Annotated in this window: 27 protein-coding genes and 1 pseudogene; 15 read left to right on the forward strand and 13 right to left on the reverse strand. The window is 69.2% G+C overall.

What is annotated here, in order from left to right:
- Nucleotides 1-67 precede the first annotated feature (67 nt).
- On the forward strand, nucleotides 68-829 hold the full coding sequence (locus tag AB0C16_RS20310; protein WP_357685021.1) for an IclR family transcriptional regulator: 762 nt from the start codon (nucleotides 68-70) through the stop codon (nucleotides 827-829).
- Between the two features lie 12 nt (nucleotides 830-841).
- The gene (locus AB0C16_RS20315) at nucleotides 842-1,747 is read left to right on the forward strand and encodes a 5-dehydro-4-deoxyglucarate dehydratase (protein WP_357685023.1); all 906 of its coding nucleotides are present in this window, start codon (nucleotides 842-844) and stop codon (nucleotides 1,745-1,747) included.
- 76 nt (nucleotides 1,748-1,823) lie between these two features.
- Here the strand turns inward: AB0C16_RS20315 and AB0C16_RS20320 are convergent, their stop codons facing one another.
- Nucleotides 1,824-2,528, reverse strand: coding sequence for a carbon-nitrogen hydrolase family protein (locus AB0C16_RS20320; protein WP_357685025.1), 705 nt, complete (start codon nucleotides 2,526-2,528; stop codon nucleotides 1,824-1,826).
- 230 nt (nucleotides 2,529-2,758) lie between these two features.
- Here AB0C16_RS20320 and AB0C16_RS20325 point away from each other — a divergent pair, with 230 nt between their 5' ends.
- A complete protein-coding gene (locus AB0C16_RS20325; RefSeq protein WP_357685027.1) occupies nucleotides 2,759-4,171 on the forward strand; it encodes an aminotransferase class V-fold PLP-dependent enzyme in 1,413 nt (470 codons plus the stop codon).
- 107 nt (nucleotides 4,172-4,278) lie between these two features.
- Here AB0C16_RS20325 and AB0C16_RS20330 read toward each other — a convergent pair whose 3' ends face one another.
- Both AB0C16_RS20330 and AB0C16_RS20335 read right to left on the reverse strand, forming a co-directional pair.
- Nucleotides 4,279-4,878, reverse strand: coding sequence for an isoprenylcysteine carboxylmethyltransferase family protein (locus AB0C16_RS20330; RefSeq protein WP_357685029.1), 600 nt, complete (start codon nucleotides 4,876-4,878; stop codon nucleotides 4,279-4,281).
- Between the two features lie 173 nt (nucleotides 4,879-5,051).
- Nucleotides 5,052-6,524, reverse strand: coding sequence for an aldehyde dehydrogenase (NADP(+)) (locus AB0C16_RS20335; RefSeq protein WP_357685031.1), 1,473 nt, complete (start codon nucleotides 6,522-6,524; stop codon nucleotides 5,052-5,054).
- A gap of 104 nt (nucleotides 6,525-6,628) precedes the next feature.
- Here AB0C16_RS20335 and AB0C16_RS20340 point away from each other — a divergent pair, with 104 nt between their 5' ends.
- Together AB0C16_RS20340 and AB0C16_RS20345 are read left to right on the forward strand one after the other, a co-directional pair.
- On the forward strand, nucleotides 6,629-7,885 hold the full coding sequence (locus AB0C16_RS20340) for a glucarate dehydratase family protein (protein ID WP_357685033.1): 1,257 nt from the start codon (nucleotides 6,629-6,631) through the stop codon (nucleotides 7,883-7,885).
- Nucleotides 7,882-9,006: a hypothetical protein gene (locus AB0C16_RS20345; RefSeq protein ID WP_357685035.1), complete on the forward strand. Its 1,125-nt coding sequence runs from the start codon at nucleotides 7,882-7,884 to the stop codon at nucleotides 9,004-9,006. The genes AB0C16_RS20340 and AB0C16_RS20345 overlap by 4 nt, the downstream gene beginning before the upstream one ends.
- 60 nt (nucleotides 9,007-9,066) lie before the next feature.
- On the opposite strand, the gene AB0C16_RS20350 is transcribed toward AB0C16_RS20345, so the two are convergent.
- The 3 genes from AB0C16_RS20350 to AB0C16_RS20360 all read right to left on the reverse strand — a co-directional run bounded on the left by AB0C16_RS20350 (nucleotide 9,067) and on the right by AB0C16_RS20360 (nucleotide 11,625).
- On the reverse strand, nucleotides 9,067-9,702 hold the full coding sequence (locus AB0C16_RS20350; RefSeq protein ID WP_357685037.1) for a DUF402 domain-containing protein: 636 nt from the start codon (nucleotides 9,700-9,702) through the stop codon (nucleotides 9,067-9,069).
- A 100-nt stretch (nucleotides 9,703-9,802) separates the two neighbouring features.
- Nucleotides 9,803-10,444 carry a response regulator transcription factor gene (locus AB0C16_RS20355; protein ID WP_357685039.1) on the reverse strand — a complete coding sequence of 214 codons (642 nt, stop codon included), beginning with the start codon at nucleotides 10,442-10,444 and terminating at the stop codon, nucleotides 9,803-9,805.
- Nucleotides 10,441-11,625 (reverse strand): sensor histidine kinase, encoded by a 1,185-nt coding sequence (locus AB0C16_RS20360; protein ID WP_357685041.1) that lies wholly within the window; start codon nucleotides 11,623-11,625, stop codon nucleotides 10,441-10,443. Before AB0C16_RS20360 ends, AB0C16_RS20355 begins: the two co-directional genes overlap by 4 nt.
- A gap of 112 nt (nucleotides 11,626-11,737) precedes the next feature.
- Here AB0C16_RS20360 and AB0C16_RS20365 point away from each other — a divergent pair.
- From AB0C16_RS20365 to AB0C16_RS20375, 3 genes and pseudogenes are all read left to right on the forward strand, one after another.
- Nucleotides 11,738-12,382 (forward strand): annotated as a pseudogene (locus AB0C16_RS20365) (ATP-binding cassette domain-containing protein); the annotation flags it as partial.
- 71 nt (nucleotides 12,383-12,453) lie between these two features.
- On the forward strand, nucleotides 12,454-13,218 hold the full coding sequence (locus tag AB0C16_RS20370) for an ABC transporter permease (protein ID WP_357685042.1): 765 nt from the start codon (nucleotides 12,454-12,456) through the stop codon (nucleotides 13,216-13,218).
- Entirely contained in the window at nucleotides 13,215-14,042 is an 828-nt protein-coding gene (locus AB0C16_RS20375; RefSeq protein WP_357685044.1) for an ABC transporter permease, read from the forward strand. The genes AB0C16_RS20370 and AB0C16_RS20375 overlap by 4 nt, the downstream gene beginning before the upstream one ends.
- 473 nt (nucleotides 14,043-14,515) lie before the next feature.
- Here AB0C16_RS20375 and AB0C16_RS20380 read toward each other — a convergent pair whose 3' ends face one another.
- Together AB0C16_RS20380 and dapA are read right to left on the reverse strand one after the other, a co-directional pair.
- Nucleotides 14,516-16,201 carry a ribonuclease J gene (locus tag AB0C16_RS20380; protein ID WP_357685046.1) on the reverse strand — a complete coding sequence of 562 codons (1,686 nt, stop codon included), beginning with the start codon at nucleotides 16,199-16,201 and terminating at the stop codon, nucleotides 14,516-14,518.
- Between the two features lie 54 nt (nucleotides 16,202-16,255).
- The gene (gene dapA, locus AB0C16_RS20385) at nucleotides 16,256-17,173 is read right to left on the reverse strand and encodes a 4-hydroxy-tetrahydrodipicolinate synthase (RefSeq protein WP_357685048.1); all 918 of its coding nucleotides are present in this window, start codon (nucleotides 17,171-17,173) and stop codon (nucleotides 16,256-16,258) included.
- Between the two features lie 321 nt (nucleotides 17,174-17,494).
- On the opposite strand from dapA, the gene AB0C16_RS20390 reads away from it, so the two are divergent.
- Complete coding sequence (locus AB0C16_RS20390) at nucleotides 17,495-18,211, forward strand: GntR family transcriptional regulator (RefSeq protein ID WP_357685050.1); 717 nt, start codon at nucleotides 17,495-17,497, stop codon at nucleotides 18,209-18,211.
- A gap of 75 nt (nucleotides 18,212-18,286) precedes the next feature.
- Entirely contained in the window at nucleotides 18,287-18,976 is a 690-nt protein-coding gene (gene radC, locus AB0C16_RS20395) for a DNA repair protein RadC (protein ID WP_357685052.1), read from the forward strand.
- 865 nt (nucleotides 18,977-19,841) lie between these two features.
- Here the strand turns inward: radC and AB0C16_RS20400 are convergent.
- Nucleotides 19,842-20,030, reverse strand: coding sequence for a hypothetical protein (locus AB0C16_RS20400; protein WP_357685054.1), 189 nt, complete (start codon nucleotides 20,028-20,030; stop codon nucleotides 19,842-19,844).
- A gap of 179 nt (nucleotides 20,031-20,209) precedes the next feature.
- Between AB0C16_RS20400 and AB0C16_RS20405 the strand changes: the two genes are divergently transcribed.
- Both AB0C16_RS20405 and AB0C16_RS20410 read left to right on the forward strand, forming a co-directional pair.
- The gene (locus AB0C16_RS20405) at nucleotides 20,210-20,725 is read left to right on the forward strand and encodes a GntR family transcriptional regulator (protein ID WP_357685055.1); all 516 of its coding nucleotides are present in this window, start codon (nucleotides 20,210-20,212) and stop codon (nucleotides 20,723-20,725) included.
- Between the two features lie 39 nt (nucleotides 20,726-20,764).
- The gene (locus AB0C16_RS20410; protein ID WP_357685057.1) at nucleotides 20,765-21,244 is read left to right on the forward strand and encodes a winged helix-turn-helix domain-containing protein; all 480 of its coding nucleotides are present in this window, start codon (nucleotides 20,765-20,767) and stop codon (nucleotides 21,242-21,244) included.
- Here AB0C16_RS20410 and AB0C16_RS20415 read toward each other — a convergent pair.
- From AB0C16_RS20415 to AB0C16_RS20425, 3 genes are read right to left on the reverse strand one after another with little or no spacing between them, the layout of a single operon-like run.
- Nucleotides 21,234-21,632 carry an ASCH domain-containing protein gene (locus AB0C16_RS20415; protein ID WP_357685059.1) on the reverse strand — a complete coding sequence of 133 codons (399 nt, stop codon included), beginning with the start codon at nucleotides 21,630-21,632 and terminating at the stop codon, nucleotides 21,234-21,236. The two genes, AB0C16_RS20410 and AB0C16_RS20415, sit on opposite strands and share 11 nt — an antisense overlap.
- A gap of 15 nt (nucleotides 21,633-21,647) precedes the next feature.
- Entirely contained in the window at nucleotides 21,648-22,670 is a 1,023-nt protein-coding gene (locus AB0C16_RS20420) for a hypothetical protein (RefSeq protein WP_357685061.1), read from the reverse strand.
- Nucleotides 22,671-22,713: 43 nt separating this feature from the next.
- On the reverse strand, nucleotides 22,714-23,646 hold the full coding sequence (locus tag AB0C16_RS20425) for a DMT family transporter (protein WP_357685063.1): 933 nt from the start codon (nucleotides 23,644-23,646) through the stop codon (nucleotides 22,714-22,716).
- Between AB0C16_RS20425 and AB0C16_RS20430 the strand changes: the two genes are divergently transcribed.
- Complete coding sequence (locus AB0C16_RS20430; RefSeq protein ID WP_357685065.1) at nucleotides 23,645-25,042, forward strand: PLP-dependent aminotransferase family protein; 1,398 nt, start codon at nucleotides 23,645-23,647, stop codon at nucleotides 25,040-25,042. The genes AB0C16_RS20425 and AB0C16_RS20430 overlap by 2 nt on opposite strands.
- Here the strand turns inward: AB0C16_RS20430 and AB0C16_RS20435 are convergent.
- Nucleotides 25,018-25,323: an antibiotic biosynthesis monooxygenase gene (locus tag AB0C16_RS20435; protein ID WP_357685067.1), complete on the reverse strand. Its 306-nt coding sequence runs from the start codon at nucleotides 25,321-25,323 to the stop codon at nucleotides 25,018-25,020. The two genes, AB0C16_RS20430 and AB0C16_RS20435, sit on opposite strands and share 25 nt — an antisense overlap.
- A 44-nt stretch (nucleotides 25,324-25,367) precedes the next feature.
- Between AB0C16_RS20435 and AB0C16_RS20440 the strand changes: the two genes are divergently transcribed.
- On the forward strand, nucleotides 25,368-25,877 hold the full coding sequence (locus AB0C16_RS20440) for a CGNR zinc finger domain-containing protein (RefSeq protein WP_357685069.1): 510 nt from the start codon (nucleotides 25,368-25,370) through the stop codon (nucleotides 25,875-25,877).
- A gap of 43 nt (nucleotides 25,878-25,920) precedes the next feature.
- Complete coding sequence (locus tag AB0C16_RS20445; protein WP_357685071.1) at nucleotides 25,921-26,529, forward strand: GNAT family N-acetyltransferase; 609 nt, start codon at nucleotides 25,921-25,923, stop codon at nucleotides 26,527-26,529.
- The last annotated feature ends 4 nt before the right edge of the window (nucleotides 26,530-26,533 follow it).

The following is a 26,533-nucleotide window of genomic DNA, read 5'->3' on the forward strand; positions in this document are numbered from 1 at the left end:
GTGTCCATGTATCTGGACGGCATCCCGTATCCTGACACTTTGGAGTCGTCATCGAGATGGGACGAGCATGGAGCCGCAGCTGGTCAAGTCCGCCGAGCGGACGGTACGCATCCTGGAGGCCCTCGCCACCTCCCCCGAAACCCTGACCCTGTCGGAGCTCCAGCAGCGCACGGGTTTCCCTCGCAGCAGCCTGCACGCCCTGATGCGCACGCTGGTCGAGCTCAACTGGGTGGAGATCGACAAGGCCCGGGGCGCGTTCGGCATCGGCCCGCACGCCCTGCTGACCGGCACGGCCTACCTCGACAAGGACCCGGCGTTGCCGTTCGCTCAGGAGACCCTGGAGGACCTTCGCGCCGAGACCGGGCAGACCGCCCACTTCGCCCGCCGCGACGACGCGCACGTCCTCTACCTGGCCACCAGGGAGTCCCGCGAGGCTCACCACGTGATCCCCCGCGTGGGCCGGCGGCTGCCCGCCCACATGACGGCGCTCGGGCAGGCGCTGCTCGCCCAGCTCACCGACGACGAGGTCGCGGCCCTGGTGCCCGACCCGATGCCGGCCATGACCGAGCACACGATCACCGACCTGGCCAAGCTGACCGGGGAGCTCGACCAGGTCCGCACCAGAGGCTGGGCCTACGAACGTGAGCAGGGCACCCCCGGCGTGGCGTGCGTGGCGGTCGCGGTCGACTACCGGATCCCCGCCACGGACGCGATCAGCTGCTCGATGCCGGTGGGTCTCTCACCCGCCGAGGTCGAGAAGATCACCGACGCGGTGATCAACCACACCCGCAAGCTGGCTGCCACTCTCAGGCGGGAGGGCATCCGCTAGAAAGGACTGTTCATGCGGCTAGATGGTGTTCTCTTCTTTCCGGTGACTCCCTTCGGCGCCGACGGCGACCTCGCCGAACCGGTGCTGGCCGAGCACGTCGAGCAGGGAGTCGCGGCCGGGGCGGGAGGAGTGTTCACCGCGTGCGGCACGGGTGAGTTCAACGCACTCGATCCCGGCGAATACGCACGGGTCGTGTCCACCTCCGTGGCCGCCGCAGCGGGTCGGGTACCGGTCTTCGGCGGGGCCGGCGGCGTGCTGCCCACCGCCAAGGCCCTCGCCCGGGCCGCGGCCGACAGCGGGGCCGACGGGCTGCTGCTCATGCCGCCCTACCTGGTCACCGCCCCACCCTCCGGCCTCGTCCACTACGTGCGCGAAGTCACCGAGGCCGGCGGGCTGCCGGTCATCATCTACCAGCGGGGCACCGCCCGCTTCTCACCCACCTCCGTGGCGGAGCTGGCCGGCGTGCCGAACGTGATCGGGTTCAAGGACGGGCTGGGCGACCTCGACCTGCTGCAGCGGATCATCCTGACCGTCCGGCAGGCCACCGACCGGGAGTTCACCTTCTTCAACGGGCTGCCCACGGCCGAGCTGACCGTGCCCGCCTACCGGGGGCTCGGGGTGACGCTCTACTCCAGCGCCGCCTTCGCCTTCGCGCCCGAGATCGCGCTGGCCTTCCACCAGGCGGTCACCAGCGGCGACGAGCCGCTGACCCGGCGGCTGCTCACCCGCTTCTACCTGCCGCTGGTGGAGCTGCGCGACCGCGTCCCCGGCTACGCGGTGTCGCTGGTCAAGGCAGGGGTGCGGCTGCGCGGGCTGGAGGTGGGCGGGGTGCGCGCGCCGCTGGTGGACCCGTCGCCGGAGCACGTGGCCGAACTCAAGGAGATCCTGGCCGCCGGCCTGGAGGTCATCACCCCCTGACCCGCCCTGAGCCGGGTCCGGCCCCCCACGACAGATGCCAGCGCGTTTCGGGGCGTCGCGCGTGCGACGGCACCGATCAACGAAGCATCGCGCGTGCGATGGCACCGACCTCGGGCCCGGCCTGGGCGATCACGGCGCCGTCGGACGCCCAGATGCCCGAACGGCCGGCGGCCCGCGCGAACCCCCCGCCGGTCGAACCGGCGAAACTGGCCACCACCACCCAGACCCGGTGGCCGGTGGCGACCCGGTGGGCCCGCTGGTCCTGGACGGCCGACTCCTCCGGGGTCTTCAGCGTCCCCGCGACGTAGGCGTCGATCCCCAGGGCCGCGACATCGGCGGCGTGCTGCGCGACACCGGTGTCCTTGCAGACGGCGAGACCGAGCCGCCAGCCGTCGACCTGGAGCACGGCCGGCTTGTCTCCGGCGGTGAACCGCTCGGCCTCCTCCGTGCCCAGCCACATCTTCCGGTACGCCACCGTCGCCCCGGTGCCGTCGACGGCCAGGATCGCGATGTACGCCCGGCCCGCCTCGCCACGCACCGGCGCCCCCGCCAGTGCAACGGCCCCGGTCTCGGCGCAGGCCTCGATGAGAGGGGCCAATCGCGGATCGCCGGCCGAAATCGCGGGGGCGTCCAGCTCGTACCCCGTCAGGGACAACTCGGGAAAGACCACCACCCTGGCTCCCGCGGCCCGGACCGCCTCAGCGTGCGTGACCGCGTTGGCGGCCACGTCATAGGGCACGCACGACGGCTGGGCGACGGCGACGACGAGTGGCTCACGCATACACAACTCACCCCACGACGGAAGATCGACATCTCATACTAAGGCGGCATCCGACGCTGTCCCCGTACCCCAGCCCGAGGACTGCTCCCCAGACCTCAGCCCCAGGGCCGTTCCTGTGCACCCGGGCCCGGGGATGCGCCACACGCTGCCCACCGCCTCCCGCGACACCTGGCGTCACTCAGGCGCGTCAGATCTGGGATGGAGGCGTACCAGATGGCAGGATCCGGCCTATGCCGCACTTCCCTGAACACCCCCTGGAGCCCGGCCCCGACGAGACGCGCAAGATGGGCGAGGCGGTCCTCGGCCTCGTGGAGGACTTCATCCGCGCCCTGCCCACCATGCCCGCCTTCGACCTGGACGGCGCGCAGCAACTCGCCACGGACCTCCGCGAACGCGCCCCCGAACATGGCACGCCCCTGCCCGAACTCCTCCAGACGGTCGCCGCGGCGGCCACCAAGGGCGCCACCAGCGCGGGCCCCGGCTACCTCGCCTACATCCCCGGCGGCGGCCTCTACTCGGCCGCGCTCGCCGACTTCCTGGCTTCCGCGCTCAACAAGTACGTGTCCGTGTGGAACCTCGCCCCCGTCTGCGCCCAACTCGAATGGACCGCGATTCGCTGGTTGTGCGACCTGTTCGGTTATCCGGAGCAGGCCCGCGGCATCCTGACCAGCGGCGGCTCGCTGGCCAATTTCTCGGCCATCGTCACCGCCCGCGCCGCCCGCCTGGGCGAGGACTTCCTCGACGGCGTCCTCTACGTGACCGGCCAGACGCACGCTTCATCGGCCAAGGCCGCCATGCTCGCCGGAATCCCCCGGCGGAACGTACGGACCGTGCCCACCCTGGACACTCTGGCCATGGACCCGCTCGCCCTCACCCGGCTCATCGAGGAGGACCGCAGAGCCGGGCTGCGCCCGTTCCTGGTGATCGCCAGCGCCGGAACGACGAACACCGGCGCCATCGACCCTCTCGACCAGTTGGCCACGATCGCCCGTTCGGAGCGGCTGTGGCTGCACGTGGACGCCGCGTACGGGGGGCCGTTCCAGCTCACCGACCGCGGACGGGATCTGCTCTCCGGCATCGAACGAGCCGACTCCATCACGCTCGACCCGCACAAGGCCATGTTCCTGCCCTACGGCACCGGCGCGCTCCTCGTCCGCGACGGAGCCCTGCTGCGAGAGGCGCACCACCTGTCCGCCGACTACCTGCAGGACCTCGGCGCGGAGGAGGAGATCCCGAACTTCTCGGAATACTCCCCCGAGCTGACCCGCGACTTCCGCGGTCTCCGCCTGTGGCTGCCCATCAAACTGCACGGCCTGGCCGCCTTCCGGGAGGCCCTGGACGAGAAGCTCGACCTGGCCGGGTACGCCTACGACTCGCTGCGAGAGGCCGGTTTCGAGGTGCCCTGGGAGCCCCGGCTGACCACGGTCGCCTTCCGCTGGGTCCCGGAGCGGGGCGACGCGGACGCGTTCAACGCCGCATTGCTGAAACACGTCAACGACGCCGGCCGGGTCTTCCTGTCCAGCACGCTCATCGACGGCCACTACATGCTGCGGATCAGCGTGGTCAGCTTCCGCACCCATCGCGACCGCGTGGACGAGGCCCTGCACGCCATCCGCACCGCCCGCGACGCCCTGACCACCTGAAGTCCTCCCACGGCCCACAACCCCGACCAAACCTGAGCCATACAGCCGGGACCATCGCACCCGGCCTCTGTCGAGCCCAGGCACGCCCTCTCGCGAGGCCGAGAAACCTACCTCAGCCGACCGATGCCAGGCACGAACCGCCCGACGGCCGCGGCATAACGCAGGTAGTCCTCGCCGTGCACGCGGAGTAAGTAAGGCTCCTCCACCAGGCGAACCAGCAACTGGTTGGCGACCACGGCGGCGACCAGCCCGGCCAGGCCGACCATGTTGGGCACCATGAAGGTCAGGCCGGTGCACGTGATCAGGACCGCAGTCAGGATCGGGTTGCGAACCAGCCCGAACGGCCCGGACGTGACCAGCGTGGTCCGCTCACCGGGGTCGACGCCGACCCGCCAGGAATCCCCCATGGCGAGCTGGGCGGCGAAGCTGGCGACCATCCCCAGGATCGCCAGCACCAGGCCGCTGATCTCCAACGGCGAACTGTCCACCACGGGCTCCAGCCCCAGCAGGGCAGCGACCGGAGACACCACGCCCAGGCTCAAAGCCCCCATCGTGCCCAACCCGTCAATCCACCGCTGGCGCGAATCCTGCCGCGCCACTCGGCGCCGATCACCGGTGTTTCCGGTGCGGCGTACCTGAATCCAGGTACGCGCCCCGCCCACGAGCAGCAGGAAGGCGATGAACAGGGCCAGTGCGGCGATCGCCATGACAGCCCCCCTCCTCCGCTACACCCTTCCTCGGATCAACTCCTCGACCCACCAGCGACACCGCGGGCCCCTGAGGGGACGCTCCTCACCGGACTTGGAGATCCGCCGCGAGAAGCCGCACCTCGATCCCGGCACCGCCTGCCCGGCAGGTAGGACACGACCGGCCCGGCCGGTCAGTGCTCCAGCACACCGTCCACCCGGCGCGGCGCACCGAGCGGGTTGGCCTCCTTGAGCACGTCCGGCAGCAACGCCTCAGGCCAGTCCTGGTAAGCCCTGGGAGCGAGCCATCGGTCAATGGCCGTGGCGCCGACCGAGGTGTGCGCGGGTGCCGTCGAAGAGGGCCACGGACCACCGTGGTGCATCGCCCAGCACACGGCGACCCCGGTGGGCCAACCGTTCCAGATCAGCCGCCCGGCCTTCCGGCCGAGCACCTCGGCGACCTGTGCCGCCTCGTCGGGATCGGTGGCGTGCACGGTGGCCGTCAACGATCCTTCCAACCTCTCCAGCACGGCCCTCAGCTCCGAAACATCTCGATAAGTCACGACGACGGAGGCCGGTCCGAAGCACTCCTCAGCGATCCGGGGCAGCTTCCCGGCGAACGAATCGAGATCCGTGGTGAACACCTTCGGCGTCACCGCCCACTTTCCTTCCCCCGGCTTGCCCTCGGCCAGCAGGGGGAGCTCCCCGAGCCGCTCCAGCCCGCCCAGGTAGCCGTCTCTGATCCGCTCGGCCAGCATCGGCCCCCCGGTGGTGCCCTCGACCGCGGCGGCCAGCGCCTTGCGCAACTCGTCGTCGTCCGGCACGAACATCAGCCCCGGATTGGTGCAGAACTGCCCCACCCCCAGCGTCAGTGAGGCGGCGAACCCCGTCGCCACGTCGGCCCGAGACGCGGACGGCAGGACGACGACCGGATTGACGCTGCCCAGCTCGCCGAAGAACGGGATCGGCACCTCCCGCTCGTCGATCAGGGCCTGGATCGCCTTGCCTCCGGCGACGGACCCGGTGAACCCGGCCGCCACCACGTCAGGGTGCCGCACCAGGTCCGCACCGGCCCGCATCCCCTGCACAAGCCCCAGCAGATCGGGGTACGGCAGGGCGTTTCGGACGATCTTCGCGACGCGCTCCGACGTGTTCGGATGTCCGGGATGCGCCTTGACCACGACCGGGCACCCCGCCGCCAGCGCGGAGGCGGTGTCGCCGCCGGCCACCGAGAACGCGAACGGGAAGTTGCTGGCCGCGAACACCGCGACGACTCCCGCGAGGGGGTGTTTCATCCGGCGCACTTCGGGCCGGGGCGGCGTGGCCGACGGGTCGGCGTGGTCGATGACGGCGTCCAGATAGCCGCCGTCGCGGATCACCCGGGCGAAGAGCCGGAACTGCCCCGCCGCCCGGGCGACCTCGCCGCGCAGGCGCGCCTCTCCCAGCGCGGTCTCCTGGTCGGCGAGCCGCCACAGCTCGTCGACGTGGGAGGTGAGAGCGTCGGCGACCGCCTCGAGCGCGAGCGCCCGCTCGGCCGCAGGGGTGACCCGCCAGGCCTCGCCGGCGGCCGTCGCGGCGGAGACGATCAGGTCGACTCCGTCGCGGTCCGTTTCGGACAGGGCGACCCCCAGGGTCTCTCCCGTCCTCGGGTCGTGTCCGTAGATCATCGATTGGCCCTTCGGAGTCTTGACACTTTCTCAGCCTGATTCTTACAGTTGCGACTACCTGTCCACAAATCTGGCAATGGTTCACATATATGGACGGCGGTCATATGATCATTCGGCAGATCCGCGTCACGCCCGTCGCCTTCCGTGATCCGCCCCTGCTGAACGCCGCCGGCGTGCACGAGCCGTGGGCACTGCGCACGATCGTCGAGCTGGTCACCGACGAGGGGTTGAGCGGGCTCGGCGAGACGTACGGCGACCTGGGCCACCTGAACAAGGTGCGCGACTGCGCCGAGGCGCTCACCGGCCTGGACGTGCACGCGACGAACGAGATGTACGCGAGGATCACCGCGATCGTCGGCGACGTGGTGACCGACATGCACGGGCTCACCGGGATCGCGACCAAGGAGAAGAGCATCGACCGGGTGTTCGCGCCCTTCGAGGTGGCCTGCCTGGACATCAGGGGCCAGGCGGCCGGGGTGCCGGTCGTCGACCTGCTCGGCGGCAGGGTGCGCGACGCCGTGCCGTACAGCGCCTACCTCTTCTACAAGTGGGCCGGTCACCCGGACACCCCTTCCGACAGGTTCGGCGCGGCGCTCGATCCGGAGGGGATGGTCGCCCAGGCGGCGCTGTTCATCAAGGAGCACGGCTTCACCTCGATCAAGCTCAAGGGCGGCGTCTTTCCGCCGGCCGAGGAGATCGAGGCGATCAAGGCGCTGCACGAGGCGTTCCCGGGTGTGCCGCTGCGGCTCGACCCGAACGCCGCCTGGAGCGTGGAGACCTCGATCCAGGTCGGGCGGGAACTCGACGGCATGCTGCAGTATCTGGAGGACCCCACGCCGGGCATCTCCGGCATGGCACAGGTCGCTCGCGAGGTGCCGATGCCGTTGGCCACCAACATGTGCGTGGTGACTCCGGAACACCTGCCCCCGGCCATCGCCCGGCACGCCATCGGTGTGCTGCTCCTGGACCACCACTACTGGGGCGGTCTGGTGCGTTCCTCGCACGTCGCCTCCCTCTGCGCCACGTTCGGGCTTGACCTTTCCATGCATTCCAACTCCCATCTCGGCATCAGCCTGGCAGCCATGACCCATCTGGCCGCCGCCACCCCCAACCTCACCTACGCCTGCGACACGCACACGCCCTGGCAGGACGGCCAGGACGTCATCGCCCCAGGCAGCCTCGGCTTCGTCAACGGCGCGGTGCGCGTGCCCTCCGGCCCCGGCCTGGGCGTGGAACTGGACCGCGACGCCCTCGCCATCATGCATGAGCGGTATCTGAAGTGCGGCATCACCGCCCGGGACGACACCGCGTACATGCGGCGCTTCGAGCCTTCCTTCACCGCGAGGAGACCACGCTGGTGAACGTGGCCTACGCCTACCCCTGGGACATCGTCGGCGATCCCTCCGCTCCCGAACGGCTCGCCGGCCTGGGCGTCGAGGCGGTCGCACTGGCCGCGAGCTACCACTCCACCCGCGCGGCCACGCCGTACCATCCCTCGCACCGGGTCCTGGACGTGTCTCATGCGGCCTTCTACCTCCCGATTCGTACCTCCGCCTGGGGCCGCCTGGCACCCAGGCCGCCGACCTGGACCAGCCCCGACGCGTATCTGCGAGCCAGTGACGCCCTGCGCGCCGCCGGACTCCAGGTCCACGCCTGGACGGTGCTCACCCACAACTCCGCCCTCGGCGCCGCCCACCCCGACCTGGTGGTGCGCAACGCCTTCGGCGACGCCTACCCGTACGCGTTGTGCCCGGCCTTCGACGACGTCGTGGAGTACTGCGAGCGCCTCGTGCGCGAGGTGCTCGCCGCCGGCCGGCCCGACGCGCTGATCCTGGAAGCCTGCGGCCCCATGGGCTTCGGCCACCAGAGCGTCCACGAGAAGACGGCCGGCGCCGACTGGACGGCCGTCGACGGTGACCTCCTGACACTCTGCTTCTGCACGTCCTGCGCACAGCGCTATCCCTCGGGCACCGGAGAACGAGTCCGAGCGGCGATCGACGCCCACTCCGGGAGCCGACCCGCGTCGGTCGAGGACACTCTGGGCCCCCTGGCCGACGAGGTACGCGCCGTACGCGTCGCCTTGTCGGCCTCTCTACGCCACCGCCTCATCGCCGCGGCCCGCGAGACCACGCCTGGCGTGCCCATCACCCTGCACGCCGACCCCGACCCCTGGGCCACCGGCGCCTTCGCCGCCCTCCCAGCCGGCGAGCCCGGCGCCGACGTGCTGGTCGGCAACTGCTGGGGCGACCCGGCTTCGGATGCCGCCCGTCTCTCACTTCTCTCCGCACTCTGTGGCCCCGGTCAGCGGGTGGGCGCCTATGTCCTCGCCCTTCCTCCCCGCCCGGCCGATCCGGTGGCCCTGGCCGACCTGCTCAGGACGTACGCCAAGGCGGGAGCCGCGGAGTTTCACCTCTACCACGCCGGCCTGGCCTCACCTCCACGCCTGGCCGCCATCGCCGAAGCCCTCCGCCTGTCCTGCTAGAAATTCACCGTCCCCAAAACCCCACTGCTATCACCGAACCGCATGAGGGAGTAAAGCCGCTCACGTCACTTGAAGCAGCCAGCCGACGTGGGCGCCGCCGAACACGCCCTGCCCCTCCTTCACGGCGACCATCAGCCAGTGGGCCGTCTCCTCCGCCCGTTCGATCACATCGGCGGGATATCCCAGCGACACCTGATGCTCGGCGAACTCGTCCTCGTCATCCAGAATCAACCGCCCATCCCGCATCCGGATCACGTCGAGGTCGAGATCGACCATGGTCACCTCGCCATCCCTCCATTCGGGCACGGTCGTCACATCCACGTAGATCTCCACCTTGTGCGGCGGGGCATTGAAGGACGCGGTCCACCAGGCGTCGCGCGGAAACAGCATGATGCTCGCGGTCTTGGACATGACCGGCGGCCCCGTTCCCTTACGCGCGTAGGTCCCGCCAGGCACCGCGACCCATACTCCGTGCTCGTCCTCACCAAGTAGCGTCGCCGCATGATTCCAGTGCAACGCTCCGCCGTACTTCCGGAAGACCACCTTTACGTCACTCATGCTCGGGACGTTACCGAACGCGGAACCAACCGTCGTCAAACCAAAACCACAACCCCCGTTGACGGCCATCCCTAACCTCAATCGTCTTTCGGCCACAGCCCGGCACCACCATGTTTCCACCACGGCCTCTTCCGGCACCGCCCCATCCCAAGCACCACACCGCGAGCCGATACCGCGAGCCGCTGACGGGGTCGCAATGCCGGACCCCCAGGTACAAGCACCGCGACGATGGAGCCCTTCACTGAGCCGAACCCACCAGCCCGTTCTCGTATGCGGCGATAACGAGCTGCGCCCGGTCTCGAGCTTCGAGCTTGGCCAGTAACCGGCTGATGTGTGTCTTGACCGTGGCCAAGCTCAACTGCAGGTGGGCGCAGATCTCGTTGTTGGACAGACCACGCGCAATGAGTGTGAGCACCTCCCGCTCCCGCTCGGTCACCCCTTCGAGCCCGTGCACGCGGGGCACGGCCGGGCTGCGCGTGAACTCCTCGATCAGCCTCCGTGTCACGGTCGGAGCCAGCAGGGCGTCACCACCGGCCACCACCCGGACTGCGGCCAGCAACTCGGCCGGCGGGGTGTCCTTGAGCAGGAACCCACTCGCCCCGGCACGAAGGGCGTCGTACACGTAGGCGTCGAGGTCGAACATGGTCACGATCAGAACGCGCGAAACGTTACCGATGCGCCTGGTGGCCTCGATGCCATCCATTTCCGGCATCCGGACATCCATGAGCACCACGTCAGGCCGCTCCCGCAGCGCGACGGAGACCGCTTCGGCCCCCGTAGATGCCTCCCCCACGACGGTCAGGTCAGGCTCGGAGTCGACCAACACCCTGAAGCTCCCCCTGAGCAATGCCTGATCATCGGCCACCAGAACACGGATCATGAAGCACCTCCAGGAGAAGTGTGGACATACGGCAGGCGGGCCACGACACGAAATCCCTGTCCAGGAATGCCCCTCGCCTCGAACTCTCCGCCGTACATCATGATCCGCTCCCGCATCCCGATCAGCCCATGCCCTGCGGCCTCGACAGGGATCACGCGGCGCCCAGGCCCGTCGTCCATCACCTCGATCCGCACCTCCCGTTCGTCGGCGACCAGCGTCACGCGGCAGCGCGCGGGCGCGGCATGCTTGACCACGTTGGTGAGCGCCTCCTGCACAATCCGATAGACCGACAACTCGACCCCCTCGGGTAACCGGTTCCCTTCCGACCCGAGCCTGACGTCGAGGTCCACGTCGACGCCCGCCATCTTGGCCTGCTCGGCCAGGCCCGCGAGTCCGCTGAGCCCCGGAGCGGGACCAAGGTCGGGCACCTCCGCGGAACGGAGGACACCGAGCAGATGGCGCATCTCCACAAGCGCGCTCCGGCTCGCGGTCTCGATCACCCGAAGCGCGTCCTGTGCCTCTTCGGGCTTGGTGCTCATGACATGGTTGGCCACGCCCGCCTTGACCGCGATCAGGCCAACGCTGTGGGCGACCACGTCGTGGAGCTCGCGGGCGATGCGCAGTCGTTCCTCCGTCACCGCCTGCTCAGCGAGCCGATCGGCGTCGCGGGCCGCGTAGACCCTTCGCTCTCGTACGGCCCGCCCGACCGTCCAGGCACCTCCCAGCGCGGCGATGCCGATCAGCGGCACATCGAGGTGTGTCGTCCAGGTCGGCTCCCCTGTTTGCCGGACGCCTCCTGCCATGACCAGACCGCCCAAGGTGACCAGGGTGAGCCCCGCGATCGCCGTGGTCGGCACCCGGGCACCTCCGATGTCGGCCAGCGCCACGACGTAGAGCGCGTAGGCCGGTGAGACATAGGCGAAGGTCACGGCGCCGAGCAGCACCGCCAGTATCGCGAGCGCCAGTGTGAGGCAGAAGATCGGCATCGGCCACGACCTTCGCAGGGCCAGCGGCAACCCCAGTGCGAAGGGGATGACCAGCCTCGCCCACGGCGGCACGCCCGTGGCGTTGGTCACTGCCGTCAGGAACAGGAGTGAGAACGCCAGCCCGGCCAGCAGATCGAGGACCATCAGCTGGCCACGGCTCAAGCGCCTGACGAAGAGGGGGTGTGGCTCGTGCACGCGTTGAAGGTAGCCGGTTCGGCGGGCCGGGCACGTCAGCCCAGGGTCTGACCTTGATATTCGGACCGTGGTCTGATGTGTCGAGCGACCGCTTTGCCTCATCGTTTACGGCGTGATCGAACTAAGAAGCCTGACCAAACGTTACGGTGCCACGCTCGCGGTGGACGACCTGACCTTCACGGTGACACCCGGCCATGTGACGGGCTTCCTCGGCCCCAACGGCTCGGGCAAATCCACCACCATGCGGCTGATCCTCGGCCTCGACGCTCCCACTTCGGGAGAGGCCCTGGTCAACGGCCGGCCATACGCCTCGCTGAGCCTCCCCATGCGCAAAGTCGGCGCGTTGCTGGACGCCAACGCCGTGCACGGCGGTCGCAGCGCCTACAACCACCTGCTGTGCCTGGCCCGCACCAATGACATCGGCCCGCGGCGAGTGGCCGAAGTGCTGGAGCAGGTGGGGCTGGCGGGTGTGGCCCGCAAGCGGGTGGGCGGCTTCTCACTCGGCATGAAACAGCGGCTCGGCATCGCGGCCGCCCTGCTGGGTGACCCTGAGGTGTTGATGTTCGACGAGCCCGTGAACGGTCTCGATCCCGACGGCGTGCGCTGGATCCGTGACCTCATGCGCACCCTCGCGGGCGAGGGTCGGACGATCCTGCTGTCCAGCCATCTGATGAGCGAGATGGCGTTGACCGCCGAGCGCATCATCATCGTGGGCCGGGGCAGGCTGGTCGCCGACGCGACGGTCGAGGAGCTCATCGCGAGTCATCCGACCCTCGAAGACGCCTACATGGCATTGACGGCGACCAGCGTGCAGTTCGGATCCTCAAGATGAGAGCCGTCCTATCGTCCGAATGGCTGAAGTTGCGTTCGGTCACCCCGACCTACCACGCCATCGGAATCGCAGCCCTCATGGTGGCTCTCGGTGTGGTGTGGACGTTCTATGTGAGCGGCCTGACGGCCGAACGCGGATCAGTCCAGGCAGCGGCACCCGAGCAGGCATTCCTGCCGTTGATCCAAATCAGTCTGGTGGTGATCGGCGTGCTCGCGATCACTTCGGAGCACACCACGGGCATGATCCGGTCCGGCCTGACCGCTGTGTCCAGACGGGGTGCGCTGCTGCTGGCCAAGGCGGGAGTGGCCGGCGCTGTCACGTTCGTCGCAGCCCACGTCGTCATTCTGATCACCTATGTAGTGAGTTGGCTGATAGCGGATGACCGACCGTTGGGCTTCAACGAGACCGTCTTCTCGCACGATCTGCCGATACTGCTCGCCTCCGGGTCGTCGGTGACGGTCCTGGCACTAGTGGGCCTGGGGCTGGGCTTCGTCACCCGGTCGACGGCGGGCTCCATCGTCTCGGTGGTCCCGGTGTTGTTCGTTCTGCCGACTATCGCCGCCTACCTGCCCGCCCCATGGCACACCCGAGTCACCGCACTCATGTTGCCCAACCTGGTGCCGCAGATCGCCGGCCAGCGACCGTCGAGAGGGTTCGGTGACAGCTTCCTGCCACCTTGGGGCGTGTCGGCAATGCGTCAGGGCTACGCGGTCATCGCGCTGGCCGTCGGCTTCCACATGTTGAGGAGACGAGACGCATGACCTCTTTCACGAGCAGATCCAGGAATCTCAGGGCTCGAGAAGCCTCGACGAACGTGCTCGCCTCGGAATGGCTGAAGGTCCGCTCGGTCCGCTCCAGTCACCTCATCCTGGCTCTCAGCCTCGGCACCATCCTCCTGGGCGTCGGGCTCGCATGGATGGCTGCCGGAATGTACGACAGTGCACCGCCAGACCAGCGGTCGAGGGCAAGCCTCGCGGAGTTGGAGAAGGTGCTGGTGATCGTCCCTCAGCTCTGCCTAGGCGTTCTGGGTGTCTTGACCATCACATCGGAATACGTGACGGGCATGATCAGGGCGAGTCTCGCGGTAGTGCCGAGGCGCTGGCCGGTGCTGACGGCGAAGGCCACGGTCGTGGGCGCGCTCGGATTGATGATGGGGCCAACGGTGGAGTTCGGCACATACTTTCTGTGCCGCTGGGTGATCGATGACCGGTTCGCGGGCGTCTATACGACGCCGCTGGTCGACAGGCTACCGACGCTGATCACCACTGGCCTCTCTGTCCCGGTGTTCGCCCTGCTCGGGTTAGGACTGGGTGTGATCCTGCGCTCGACGGCCGGTGCGATCACCATCCTCGTCGGATTGGTCTACGTGATCCCGATGATCGTCGGCAACCTGCCTGAGCCGTGGAGCGAGCGTCTCGGCTCGGTGATGATCGGGGGACTCCCCGGCCAGATCACCGGCGACGACCTCACCCATTCCGTGTACGGGTCGCTCCTGCCGCCCACAGCGGCGGCCGTGGTGCTCGCCACTTACGCACTGTTGCCGATAGTCGCAGGGGCATGGCTGCTGTGCCGACGAGACGTTTAAAGCTGATCTGAGGAGCGGTCGGACAACGAACCTCGGCATGGTCGCGCAGTTCCGTCGCGTGGGGCGGGGTACGGACACCGGCCGCACCGAGATAGGCCGCACCGACCGGGTGCAGACCGACAGCAACCGTACCGATACGGAGCGTAAGAAGCGGGCCGCACGAGGCGGGCGCACCGAGGCGGGCGCACCGAGGCAGTGCAGACCGACACCGGAACAGGCCCCATACAGGCCGTGCCGACCAGAGCAGTCGAGGATGGTGAAATTCCGTGTGGGACCAGCGTGACCACTCAGGCGGTCCTCGCCGAGCCCCCCACCCGGGACATCTGCCTCGTGCGCGTGGTCGACCCGCCTCGCGTCGACCGGGCCCCCTCGCAGGCCGGGCCTTCACCCCGTACAGCCGAGCACCTGATCAGCGGAGGCCCGGCCGCCGGTCGGTACGGCAGGCGGACAGGCCTGCCGTACCGGAGGGAGCCTCAGACCTCGAGCACCACAGGGATGATCATCGGCCGACGCCGGTAGGTGTCGCTCACCCAGCGACCGACTGTGCGGCGGACCACCCGCCGGATCTCCTGCGTGTCGATCACCCCGTCGGCGGCCTTCTCCTCGAGCGCCCTCTGGATCTGCGGGATGAACTCGTCGAACTGGGCCGGATCGATGCCGGAGCCCCGCGCGTGAATCTCGGGCCCGCCCATGAGCTTGCCGGTATTCGAGTCGACCACGACGACCACCGAGATGAAACCCTCGTCGCCGAGGATCCGGCGGTCCTTCAGCGAGGTGTCGGTGATCTCGCCGACCGAGGACCCGTCCACGTACACGTATCCGGCGTGGACGGCGCCGACGATCCTCGCCCGGCCGTCGACCAGGTCCACCACGACGCCGTCTTCGGCGATCACGATGTGGTCGTCGGGCACGCCGGTGAGCGCGGCGAGCTTGGCGTGCGCCCGGAGGTGCCGCCATTCGCCGTGCACGGGCATGAAGTTGGACGGCCGGGTCAGGTTGAGCACGTAGAGCAGCTCACCCGCGGCCGCGTGCCCGGAGACGTGCACCTTGGCGTTGCCCTTGTGCACGACGCGGGCACCCCAGCGGGTCAGCCCGTTGATCACCTTGTTGACCGCGGTCTCGTTGCCGGGCACCAGCGACGAGGCCAGCAGCACGGTGTCGCCCTGGGCGACGCGGATCGGGTGGTCGCGGTTGGCCATCCTGGACAGCGCCGCCATCGGCTCGCCCTGAGACCCGGTGCAGACGAGCACCACGTCCTCCGGCGGCCACTCCTCGATGTCGCGGGAGTCGACGATCAACTCCGGCGGCACCTTGAGGTAGCCGAGGTCGCGGGCCACGCCCATGTTGCGCACCATCGACCGGCCGACCAGTGCGACCTTGCGGCCGTGCCGGGCGGCCGCGTCCATGACCTGCTGGATGCGGTGCACGTGGGAAGCGAAGCTGGCCACGATGACCCGCTGCTCGGAGGTGCGGATCACCTCGTCGATGACCGGCGCGATCTCCCGCTCGCTGGTGACGAACCCGGGCACCTCCGCGTTGGTCGAGTCGGACATCAGCAGGTCGACGCCCTCGGTGCCGAGCCTGGCGAACCCGCCCAGGTCTGTAAGGCGGCCGTCGCTCGGCAGCTGGTCCATCCGGAAGTCACCGGTGTGCAGCACGATGCCGGCGGGCGTCCTGATCGCCACCGCCAGCGCGTCGGGAATCGAGTGGTTGACCGCGAGAAACTCACAGTCGAACGGCCCGAACCTGTGCCGCTCTCCTTCGGCCACCTCGACCTTGGTCGGCTGGATGCGGTGCTCGGTGAGCTTGGCCTCGATGAGGGCCAGCGTCAGCTTGGACCCGATGAGCGGAATGTTGCGCCGCTCGCGCAGAAGGTAGGGGACCGCCCCGATGTGGTCCTCATGGGCGTGCGTCAGCACCATGGCCTCGACGTCGTCGAGCCGGTCCCTGATGTATTCGAAGTCGGGCAGGATCAGGTCGACCCCCGGCTGGTCCGGCTCGGGGAACAGCACCCCGCAGTCGACGATCAGCAGGCGGCGGCCGTATTCGAAGACGGCCATGTTTCGGCCGATCTCGCCCAGTCCGCCCAGCGCGACGATGCGCAGGCCGCCTTCGGGCAGGGCCGGTGGGGGGCCGAGATCAGGATGTGGATGGCTCATGCCGGGCCCCTGTGGTCAAATCGTGTTCTCAAAACTTCTGGTTCCTCCCCGTTTCTATGCGTCTGTCAACTTCACCCCGCCGGCTACCAGGCAGACCCGCAGCTCGGCGATTTGCTTGTCCGTCGCGGTGACCAGCGGCAGCCGCACCGGCCCCACGGGAACTCCCACCATGCCCAGCGCCGCCTTGGCCATGATCGCGCCACCGGCGCTCATCATGATCCCATCGACCACAGGCGCCAGCTGCCGGTGCACGCCCAGGGCCTGCGTCACGTCGCCGTTGCGATAGAGGTCGATCATGTGGGCCAGCCGGGCCCCGACGACGTGCCCGACGACGCTGACGAACCCGGCCGCGCCGACGGACAGCCAGGGCAGGTTGAGCAGGTCGTCACCGGAGTAGAAGGCGAGATCGGTCGCCGTCATCACCTGGGTGCCGGCGAACAGGTCGCCCTTGGCGTCCTTCACGGCCACGACGCGCTCGTGCTGCGCCAGCCGGATCAGGGTCTCGGTCTTGATCGGAACGCCGCTGCGCCCCGGAATGTCATAGAGCATCACCGGCAGCTCGGTGGCGTCGGCCACCGCGGCGAAGTGCTGGTAGAGCCCCTCCTGCGGGGGCTTGTTGTAATAGGGCGTCACCACGAGCAGGCCGTGGGCGCCGGCCCGGGCCGCGGTCCTGGCCAGCTTGACGCTGTGGTGGGTGTCGTTGGTGCCCACCCCGGCCACCACGGTGGCACGATCGCCGACTGCCTCGAGCACGGCGCTCAGAATGCGCTCTTTCTCGTCATCGGAGGTGGTGGGCGACTCGCCGGTCGTCCCGCTCACGATCAGGCCATCGTTGCGCTGCTCGTCGACCAGATAGACGGCGAGGCGGCGCACGGCCTCGTAGTCGACCGCGCCGCCCGCAGTGAACGGCGTGACCATCGCGGTCAGCATGCGGCCGAAGGGTGCGTCCGTGGTTCCAGTTGGCGATGCCATAGTGCGAACGCTACCTGGATTCCCGAATCCGGTGGACGCCGCCACCCCGCTTCGCCTGCCCGGAAGCCCTTTTCGCCACCCTTTGTCGACATCTTGAGGTGAGGACGCAATGGAAGAGGCCGCCGATATGTGCTCGGGGGTACACACATCGACGACCTCTACCGAACAATCGGCCACTCTTACATCGGCGTTACAGGGTTTGGCCGATAATTTTCCACTGCCGCAAAGTTGGGGCTCCAAGGGTCATCGATGACGGTCGGTTACCTGCCGAATACGGCAACATGGGGCAACGCCTCACACGAACCCCCCAGGGATGGACTAGTGGCCACCTCAGATCCGGTCTACCTGCGTGTCGTCGAAGACATCCGGCGACAGATCAACGACGGCACCCTTCCCCCCGGCGCGCCCATTCCCTCACGGGCGCAGCTCACCCGCAAATATCAGGTCGGCGAGACCGCGGCCCGCCACGCCCTGCGCGTGCTGGCGGGCGAGGGCCTCATCATCGGCCGCGTGGGCTCAGGCCATTACGTCAGGGAGCACCCAGACCTGGCGCCCTTGCACCGATGGCGCTTTCTCGACCACCCTGCCCCGTTCGCGGCCGACCTGCAGTCACAGGGCAGGCGCGTGACCTGGGACTGGCACAGCGAGCCCGCCGAGGCGGGCGCCGACCTCGCCCGACGGCTCCGGCTCGACCCATCGGCCACGCTGACCAGGACACACTACGTCTTTCGCAGCGACGGCAAACCCCTCCAACTCGCCACCTCGTACGAGCCACTGGAGTTCGCCGCCTATTCGGAGGAGGAGCGTCGGAGTCTGGTCGCCAGGCTGTACACCCATGGCATCAAGGTCACCGAAATCGTCGAGAGCGTCCGCACCCGCGTCCCCCGGCCCGACGAGATCGACGCCCTCGACCTGCCGGCCGGCGTGCACGTCCTGCACGTCGAACGAACCCACTGGGCGGGCGACCGGCCGGTGGAGACGAGCGACATCGTGATCCCGGGCGACCGCTTCCGGGTCATGTACAGCATGCCGCTCTGACGAGGCGACTCCGCCCCATGGTGACGCCGCCGAGGTTGTCGGTGCGCGTTGATACAACCGTGGTGGAGGTTGCCGATGCGAGTGAAGGATCTGCCGGCACGGGAGCGGCCACGCGAGCGGCTCATGACGAGCGGTGCGACGGCGCTGGCCGACCGTGAGTTGCTCGCCGTGCTGCTCGGCTCAGGTTTCCGCGGCTCGAGCGCGATGGATCTGGCCGCCCAGGTGATCGAGCACTGCGGCGACCTCGACGGGCTGTCCCGCTCAGACCCGCACCGGCTGCTCGCCGTGCCCGGCGTCGGTCCCGCCAAGGCCGCGCGCGTGGCGGCGGCCTTCCATCTCGTACGGCGAGCGCAGGCCGAGCCCGAGCGTGACAGGGTCACCGGCTCCTCTGACCTGGCCACGGTCGCGGCTCCCCTGCTGCGGGGCCACTCGCGCGAGCGCCTGGTCGTGGTGGTCTGCGACACGCGCGGCGCGGTGCTCAGGCGCACGGTGCTCACCGAGGGCGGGGCCGACCACACGACGGTCCCCGTCCGGGAGATCATCACCGCGGTGCTGACCGCGGGCGGGGCGGCGTTCGGTCTCGCGCACAACCATCCCAGCGGCTCCCTCGACCCGAGCGACGACGACCTGGCCGCCACGGCACGCGTCGCGGAGGCCGCGGAGACGGTGGGCCTACGCTTCCTCGATCACCTGATCGTGACCGACACGTCCTGGCGACGCATCCCAACCTGGCCTGACATGCTCACCGGCGGCCAAAAACCATGATCCCGTCGATAGCGCAGAACGATCGCCTCGTCTCGGGACACCGTGCCATCCTGTTGCCGCGGGTCGGCCGTCAACGAAGGTCGCGGTTCGCACTCCCGCACAGATGTGGTCCCGCTGCCAGAGGGCCGGGGCCACGTCCTCGACCTCGGGCCCTCCCGACGGGCACATCGCCAATCCTCTCGGGCGCGGATGAGGGCGCGGATGGCTCCCCCGCCGGCGACATGCGCCTTGCAGAACGCACGTGGCGCGGCGGGGGACGACTCCGGCGGATCGTCGCGACCAAACGATCCGCCGGAGCAACCCTCCCTTCGCGAGCCCTGGGGAGCACTGTCAGGGCCCGCGAAGGGTGCTCCGGCCGCCTCTGCGGCAGTGAGGCGGCCGGAGCCGTGGCACCTCGCAGGCGCCAGGGAGCGTGAGTGATGCGTCTGCGAGGTGCGTTCCGACGCGGCCAGGTGGCGCGTCGGCGCGGTCGTCCCTCGCGGGCGCGACGGAATCCGTTTCGCTCTCGCCCGAGAGGATTCCATGCGGCCCGCGAGGGACACTCCAGCGAGCCCGTGCGACCGGATGACCCGCTGGAGGGCCGGACTCCTCGCGAGCATTCGCGAGGACGTTGGGCCCGGCAGGTGCGGTGCTGTGGGATGACACCTGCCGGGGAAACGGACAAGCTCGGGCAGTCGCCTGTCCTGGTGAACGAACCGCGGCGCGGATGGCGGTTCGTTGATCGTGGCTTCGCGAGCACCTTCCATCCTCGTCGGCGAAGCCACGCCGGCCCGGGCCCGCCTCGGCGGGTGTCGGCAGGCCCGGGAGCCTCAAAAGTTCATGGGAGGCCGAGGACGATCCGGACGCCATCCGGGATGCCGCACACTCACTGCGCCCTCCCTTCCAGCAGCCGCCGCCACAGGGCCTCCGCCTCGGCGGCGATCACCCAGGGAGACTCATCCACCACCATCCGCCCGCCCTTCCTGCTCGTCCTTCGTATGAACCTCAGCCCGCCCGCCTGGCACAACTCGTAGAAGACGGCCTGGCAGTCACACGTGTGATCCCGCACCCGCACCCGAGCACTCCGCGGCCGCTCAGGCTCCCAATCGATGAGTGCCGGGACACCAACAGGCTCCGCCACGTGTCGGCCATGGAATTCCTTCCACTCCAAGCACACCCGGACACTATAACGCTGGCGTATCTATAGGTCTAGTCCGTATCCATATACCTATTGAGTGTCTGCTTTGAGCGCTCATGTACGTTTTCGTCTATGATTCGAGCGTGCTTGACCGCGACGGGCCCACACCTATCTACAAGCAGGTCGCCGACCTGATCCGCGAGCAGATCGAGCGCGGTGACCTCAAAGCGGGCGACCCCGTGCCGAGCGAGGCCAAACTCGAGAGGGACTACGAGATCGCGCGCACGACCGCCAGGCGTGTGGCTCGCGAGTTGCGCGAGCAGGGCATGGCCTACACGATCCAAGGCGAGGGGACCTTCGTCGGCCAGCCCGGCGCCCCTCGCGCCTCCCGGAAGATCCCGATGTACCGGAAGATCGCCGAAGAGATCGCCGAGCGGATCCAGCGCGGCGAGATAGCGCCGAACAGGGCGATTCCCGGCGAGAAGATCATGATGCAGGAGTACGGCGTAGCCAAGGTCACGGCGCGACAGGCCGTAGCCGCCCTCAGGGAAGAGGGGTGGGTGTTCACCGTCCCCTACCGAGGAACCTACGTGGCCAGCCCGGAGAAGTGGCCCGCGAGCAAAGGTTCCTAACGCTCCCCCCACGTATAGGCACCTGTATACCCTAGGCACATGCTCGATCCCGAGGGCGACACCCATCTCTACCTTCAGATCAGCGAGGTCATCCGTTCGCGGATCGTCCACGAGCTCTCTCCCGGTGACCCCGTGGCAAGCGAGGCCCAGATCCAGCAGGAGTTCGGCGTCGCCCGCACCACCGCTCGCAGGGCGATTCGTGTGCTACGCGACGAAGGGCTCATACACACCGTTCAGGGCGAGGGGACCTTCGTGGGTGCTCTCGACCAGGCGCCGCGCGCCCCTCGGAAACTTCCGCTCTACCAGCACATCGCAAGTGAAGTGAGCGACCGGATCAAGGCCGGGGAGTTTCACCCCCGGCGCTCGATTCCTGGAGAGACGGCGCTGGTGCAGCACTACGACGTCGCCCGCGAGACCGTACGCCGCGCCCTGGCCCTGCTGCGGGAGCAAGGATGGATCTACACCGTTCCGCAGCGAGGCAGTTATGTCTCCGCTGAGGAGCGCTGGCCTAAGGAGTGACCAGGCGATACCAGAGGCAGACGACTGTGGACGAGTCGTCGACGTGGTAGCCCTCGGCGGCCCAGAAGCGGCGGTGCACGTCGCGCCAGTGTTCGATCGAGTGATACCCCTCGCCCTCCGCCAGCGCGAACTCCCAGGAGACCTCGGCGAAGGGCACGAGCCGGATGCCGACGACCTCGACGACGGCCGCGCGGGCCCCCGAGTCGTCCACCACCGCCAGCCGCTCGCCGATGTGCTCCAAAGCCTCGCCCTGGGCGTGGTAGTCGAGCTCCAGCAGCCCCGCCGTGGCCTGCTTGGCCCCCGACAGGGTCAGGTCGGTGAGCTCCTTGCGCATCTCACCCGGGGTGCCCAGCTCCATCACGCGGAGCCCATCCATACGTCCCCACATGGTGCGGATCGTACGTCAGAAGACCGGGATGATCTCCTCCGGATCGATGAAGTCGACCGGCACTCCTTCGAGGTCGAGCTCGGGGATGGCCGGGAAGGCGATGCCCCAGCGTTCGACGATCGCGCGGACGTGGGCCATGGCGATCCGCCAGTTCTCCGCCTGCTCCTCGTACGACAGGACGCCCAGCCCGGCGTCGCGGGCGTGGTCCATGAGGACGCGGTGGTTGGCCAGGAAGTACGGCGGGAGCTCCCAGAAGCCTTCGGGCGGCTCCCAGAGGATCATCGACAGGAACACGAACCCGGCGCGGAGCTGGCGGGTGATGAGCGAGCGGGTCTCGTCGGTGAGGCCGGGCCACTCGTTCTCCAGGATGGTCATGCAGATCTGGAGATGCCGGGACTCGTCGCGGCCGATGCGCTGGAACATCTCGTCGAACACCGGGTGCCGCGTGCCCGAGGCCATGCCCCTGAACAGGGTGGACGCCGCCATCTCGCCCATCATGAAGCTGGTGAACAGCACCGGCAGTGAATACTTGCCCACGGCGGCGCTGTAGCCCGTCCAGTAGCGGCCGCCGTTGTGGTAAAGCCAGCCGATGTTGTTGTGTGCCGCCTTCTCCAGGTCGTCGGACGGGGTCCAGTCGAGAGGGCCGCCGGGCCAGAGCTTGGCGATGGTGCGCTGGCAGCATTCCTCGTGGTTCATCTCGTCACGGGTGATGGAGAAGAAGCACTTCCTGACCGGGTCCTCCTCGTGTTTCTCGAACGCCTGGATGGTGGCGCGGGCGAAGACCGCCGGCCCTGAGGCGTCGAAGTTGGCCAGGACGGCGAACCAGTACATGATCCCGAGCCGTTGCTCCCGGGTGAAGTCGCCGGGCTCGAGCGCGTCCCAGGGCAGGTCGGAAGGGTTCCAGAGCGTTCGCTTGGATTTCTCGTAGATCGCCGCGAGCTTGGCCGTCTCGACCCGCCACTCCATCGGGTAGATGTTGGGTTGCGGGATCTGCGGCGCGGGCCAGAAGCCGCCTTCCGGGATCGTGAGGTCAGCCATGTGACACCTCCACCCCCCATCCTGCGTGGCGGCGTCATGGCTTTCAAGTACGCGCGCGCTGGGTCGCGGCCACGCACACGAGGACGGCCACGGCTCCGGCCAGAGTCGCCGGCCCGAACCTCTCCCCCATCAGGAACCACGCCCAGACCAGGGTGAGCAGGGGTTGGACGAGCTGGGTCTGGCCGGCCCTGGCGATGCCGCCCCGGGCAAGCCCGGCGTACCAGGGAAAGAAACCGAGGTACATCGAGATGAGTCCCACGTACGCGAATCCGGCCAGCGCTTCGGCTGACGGCTGGATGGGGGTGGTCAGTGCGAGCACCGCGGTGATGGGGACGGTGAGCGGGAGGGACAGGACGAGGGCGCGGGAGATGACCTGCCAGCCGGGGGTGTCGCGGGACAGCCTGCCGCCTTCGGTGTAGCCGACGGCGGCCAATAGGAGGGCTCCGACCAGGAGGATGTCGGCCCAGGCCGCGGTTCCCTGGCCCCTGGTGAAGGTGAAGGCCGTGATGGCGAGGGCGCCGGCCGTACAGGCCGCCCAGAACAGTGGCCGGGGGCGCTCGCCGGCGCGCAGGACGGCACAGACGGCGGTGGCGGCGGGCAGGAGCCCGATGACGACGGCGGAATGCGCGGTGCCGGCGCCGAGGTCGAGGGCCAGGCCGCTGAAGACGGGGAAGCCGAAAACCACGCCGAGGGAGATCAGCGAGTAGGCGCGCCACTGGTGTCGCGGCGGAAGGAGTGAGACTTTCGCGGCTTTCAGGCAGACCAGGGCGATCACGCCGGCGATGGCTGCCCTGCCCAGGGCGACGAGCCACGGGTCGAAGCCGCGCATGGCGTAGACGGTGGCCGGAAAGGAGCCGGAGAAGGCCAGCACGCCCAGGAGGGCCAGAGCCGTGCCCTGGCGGGCGGTCCTGCGAGACGCCTGAGCGGACGGGACCGCTATCTCCCGCTGGACGATAGCGCTATTCTCATGACTCATGAACAACGATAGCAGTATCGCTCAGATCGCCGCGATACTGCGCGAAGAGGTCTCCCGGTTGCGGCCGGGAGACCGGCTCCCGTCCAGCCGGGAGATCATGCGGCGGCACAGCGTGAGTCCCGTGACTGTGTCCAGGGCCATCGGCCGGCTGGCCGCCGAGGGCAGGGTGGTCACCAGGCCCGGCAGCGGCGCCTTCGTCACGCACCGGCCGGACAGGCCCGCCGACACCGCTGATTTCTCCTGGCAGACCGTCGCCCTGGGTGACCGGGTGGTCGACGACTCGGCCGTGGTGGCGCTGCTCGACCGGCCTCCCGAGGGCGTGGTGCCGCTGACCGGCGGCTATCCGCACGCGGGGCTGCGGCCGGACAGGCAGCTGGCCGCAGCCGCGGCACGGGCCGCGCGCAGGCCCGACGCGTGGGCGATGCCGCCGCTGACCGGGCTGGCCGAGCTGCGCAGGTGGTTCGCGACGCAGGCCGGGGGCGACGTGACCGCGGCAGACGCGCTGATCGTCAGCGGCGGGCAGGCCGGGCTCACCCACGCGTTCCGGGCGCTGGCGGCGCCGGGCACGCAGGTGCTGGTGGAGACACCCACCTATCCGGGGGCGCTGTTGGCGGCCAGGGCGGCGGGGCTGCGCGCGACCGCCGTGCCCATGGACAGGGAGGGCGTGCGACCGGACCTGCTCGCCGAGGCCTTCGCCGTCACCGGCGCGCGGGTCTTCTACTCCCAGCCCACGCTGCACAACCCGACGGGCGCCACGATGCCGCGCGAGCGCCGCGAACAGGTGCTCCAGGTGGCCCGGGCGGCCGGCGCGTTCGTGATCGAGGACGACTTCGCCCGGTTCCTGATCGAGCAGGCGCCCCCGCCGATGGTCTCGATGGACCCGCACGGCACCGTCGTGCACATCTCCTCGCTCACCAAGATCCTCTCCCCGAGCATGCGGGTGGCGGCGGTGATCGCGCGGGGTCCGGCCGCGCACCGGCTGCGGGCCGGCCAGCTGGTGGAGTCGTTCTTCGTGGCCCGCCCGCTGCAGGAGACGGCGCTGGAGTTCGTCGGCTCGCCCGCGTGGGGGCGGCATCTGACGGCCCTGCACGCCGAGATCACCACCCGTCGCGACGCGCTCGCCGCCGAGCTGGCCGCCCGGCTCCCCGCCGCCGAGCTGCACCTGCTGCCGAAAGGCGGCATGCACCTGTGGGTACGCCTGCCGCCGGAGACCGATGAGCGGGCCCTGGTCGAGGCCGCGCAGCGCAACGGCGTACTCGTCAGCCCCGGCAGGATCTACTACCCGTCGGAGCCGCCCGGCCCGCGCATCCGCGTCACCCACATCGCCGCCGCGCACCTGGCGGAGCTGGCGGAAGGCGTCCGGCGGCTGGCTCAGGCGCTGGCGAACACCTCGTAGTGGTCGACCGTCAGCTCACGGTCGACCAGGAACGCCTCGTCCTCCGGGTAGAAGACCGCCTTGCCGGGGTCGTCGCCGGCGAACGCCCTGACCGCCTCCCACGAATCCCAGAGTGAGATCAGGAAGAACTCCGCCCGGTCGCCGGCGTCGCGTCTGGTGAACTGGACACCCTTGTTGCCCGGGGTGGCGGTGTAGCCGGGGAACCCGGTGCTCATCAGGTAGGCCTCGTAGGCTTCGGCATCGGCGGCGCGAGTCCAGCCCCGCCAGGTGCGAACGATCATAGGGACCATCATGCTGCAACCTGCAATTGCCGTACAGTGGTGACATGCTGGGGCCAGTGGAGCTCGTGCGCGACTTCCTCAACACCGTTGATCTCGAGGCCGGCTCCGAGGAGCTGACCTCTCCCGCCGAGCTGGCCGTCTGGCTTCGCGAGCACCACCTCATCGGGCCGCGTGACCGGGCGGGCGACGACGACCTGGCCACCGCGGTCGCGCTGCGTGAGGGGCTGCGGGCGGCGCTCAGGCGGGAGCCGGCCGAGTTGCCCCTGCTGCCGCTCAGGGTGGTGATCGGCGAGCGGCCGGAGCTCGTCGCGGTCGAGGACGGCGTCCAGGGCGGTCTGGCCCGGATCTCCGCGGCGGTCGCCGACGCGTCCTGGGAGCGGCTGAAGGTGTGCGCCGAGCACGGCTGCCAGTGGGCGTTCATCGACGTCTCAAAAAACCGGTCCCGCTCGTGGTGTTCTATGCGGCTCTGCGGCAACCGCACCAAAACACGCGCCTACCGGGCCAGGAAGCAGGGTTCGCGTCGTCCCCAAGGCTCAAACACCGATACGGTGTAACTCGTGCCTTGTGGCATGACGGCAGGCGAAGGAGCGGGCCGAGATGGCAGACGTAGGCGTCCGGGCGGCCCGGCGCGAGGATGTGCTCCAGGTGGCGAATGTTCAGATTCGTGCCTGGCGCTATGGCTATCGGGATTTCCTTCCCGAGGGTCCACTTGAGCAGATGACCGGTGCCGCGGCCGAGAAGATGTGGCTGCGCCAGTGGGACGAGGCGATCGTCGCCCCGCCCACGTCCCGGCACCGGGTGCTGGTCGCGGTGGAGACCATCCTCGACACCGAGGGCTTCCCCGCGCTCGGCGCGGGCGGCAGCGCCGCCCTCGCCACTCCGCGCGGCGGCGAGCGCGTGGTCGGCCTGGCCTCCCACGCTCCCGCCGAGGATCCCGACCTCGACCCGACCGTGGTGGCCGAGATGCTGACGCTGCTGGTCGACCCCGACTTCGTCCGGCGCGGCCACGGCAGCCGGCTGCTCAACGCGACCGTCGACCACCTGCGCGAAGACGGCTACCGGCAGATCGTCACCTGGGTGTTCGCCGACAACTACGCGGTGCTGGGCTTCCTGGAGTCGGCGGGCTGGGGCGAGGACATGGCCGAGCGGGTGCTCGACATGGGCCGCCCGATCCGCATGGTCAGGCTCACCACCGACATCAGCTAGAGGA

Source organism: Nonomuraea sp. NPDC048916 (assembly GCF_040649575.1).
In the GTDB taxonomy this organism is placed as follows: domain Bacteria; phylum Actinomycetota; class Actinomycetes; order Streptosporangiales; family Streptosporangiaceae; genus Nonomuraea.

Excerpts from the sequence above, each read along its gene's own strand:
- AB0C16_RS20310 (WP_357685021.1), top strand. The coding sequence starts at position 68 with ATGGAGCCGCAGCTGGTCAAGTCCGCCGAGCGGACGGTACGCATCCTG.
- AB0C16_RS20315 (WP_357685023.1), top strand. The coding sequence starts at position 842 with ATGCGGCTAGATGGTGTTCTCTTCTTTCCGGTGACTCCCTTCGGCGCC.
- AB0C16_RS20320 (WP_357685025.1), bottom strand. The coding sequence starts at position 2,528 with ATGCGTGAGCCACTCGTCGTCGCCGTCGCCCAGCCGTCGTGCGTGCCC.
- AB0C16_RS20325 (WP_357685027.1), top strand. The coding sequence starts at position 2,759 with ATGCCGCACTTCCCTGAACACCCCCTGGAGCCCGGCCCCGACGAGACG.
- AB0C16_RS20330 (WP_357685029.1), bottom strand. The coding sequence starts at position 4,878 with ATGGCGATCGCCGCACTGGCCCTGTTCATCGCCTTCCTGCTGCTCGTG.
- AB0C16_RS20335 (WP_357685031.1), bottom strand. The coding sequence starts at position 6,524 with ATGATCTACGGACACGACCCGAGGACGGGAGAGACCCTGGGGGTCGCC.
- AB0C16_RS20340 (WP_357685033.1), top strand. The coding sequence starts at position 6,629 with ATGATCATTCGGCAGATCCGCGTCACGCCCGTCGCCTTCCGTGATCCG.
- AB0C16_RS20355 (WP_357685039.1), bottom strand. The coding sequence starts at position 10,444 with ATGATCCGTGTTCTGGTGGCCGATGATCAGGCATTGCTCAGGGGGAGC.
- AB0C16_RS20370 (WP_357685042.1), top strand. The coding sequence starts at position 12,454 with ATGAGAGCCGTCCTATCGTCCGAATGGCTGAAGTTGCGTTCGGTCACC.
- AB0C16_RS20375 (WP_357685044.1), top strand. The coding sequence starts at position 13,215 with ATGACCTCTTTCACGAGCAGATCCAGGAATCTCAGGGCTCGAGAAGCC.
- AB0C16_RS20380 (WP_357685046.1), bottom strand. The coding sequence starts at position 16,201 with ATGAGCCATCCACATCCTGATCTCGGCCCCCCACCGGCCCTGCCCGAA.
- dapA (WP_357685048.1), bottom strand. The coding sequence starts at position 17,173 with ATGGCATCGCCAACTGGAACCACGGACGCACCCTTCGGCCGCATGCTG.
- radC (WP_357685052.1), top strand. The coding sequence starts at position 18,287 with ATGCGAGTGAAGGATCTGCCGGCACGGGAGCGGCCACGCGAGCGGCTC.
- AB0C16_RS20405 (WP_357685055.1), top strand. The coding sequence starts at position 20,210 with ATGTACGTTTTCGTCTATGATTCGAGCGTGCTTGACCGCGACGGGCCC.
- AB0C16_RS20410 (WP_357685057.1), top strand. The coding sequence starts at position 20,765 with ATGCTCGATCCCGAGGGCGACACCCATCTCTACCTTCAGATCAGCGAG.
- AB0C16_RS20415 (WP_357685059.1), bottom strand. The coding sequence starts at position 21,632 with ATGTGGGGACGTATGGATGGGCTCCGCGTGATGGAGCTGGGCACCCCG.
- AB0C16_RS20420 (WP_357685061.1), bottom strand. The coding sequence starts at position 22,670 with ATGGCTGACCTCACGATCCCGGAAGGCGGCTTCTGGCCCGCGCCGCAG.
- AB0C16_RS20430 (WP_357685065.1), top strand. The coding sequence starts at position 23,645 with ATGAACAACGATAGCAGTATCGCTCAGATCGCCGCGATACTGCGCGAA.
- AB0C16_RS20425 (WP_357685063.1), bottom strand. The coding sequence starts at position 23,646 with ATGAGTCATGAGAATAGCGCTATCGTCCAGCGGGAGATAGCGGTCCCG.
- AB0C16_RS20435 (WP_357685067.1), bottom strand. The coding sequence starts at position 25,323 with ATGATCGTTCGCACCTGGCGGGGCTGGACTCGCGCCGCCGATGCCGAA.
- AB0C16_RS20440 (WP_357685069.1), top strand. The coding sequence starts at position 25,368 with ATGCTGGGGCCAGTGGAGCTCGTGCGCGACTTCCTCAACACCGTTGAT.
- AB0C16_RS20445 (WP_357685071.1), top strand. The coding sequence starts at position 25,921 with ATGGCAGACGTAGGCGTCCGGGCGGCCCGGCGCGAGGATGTGCTCCAG.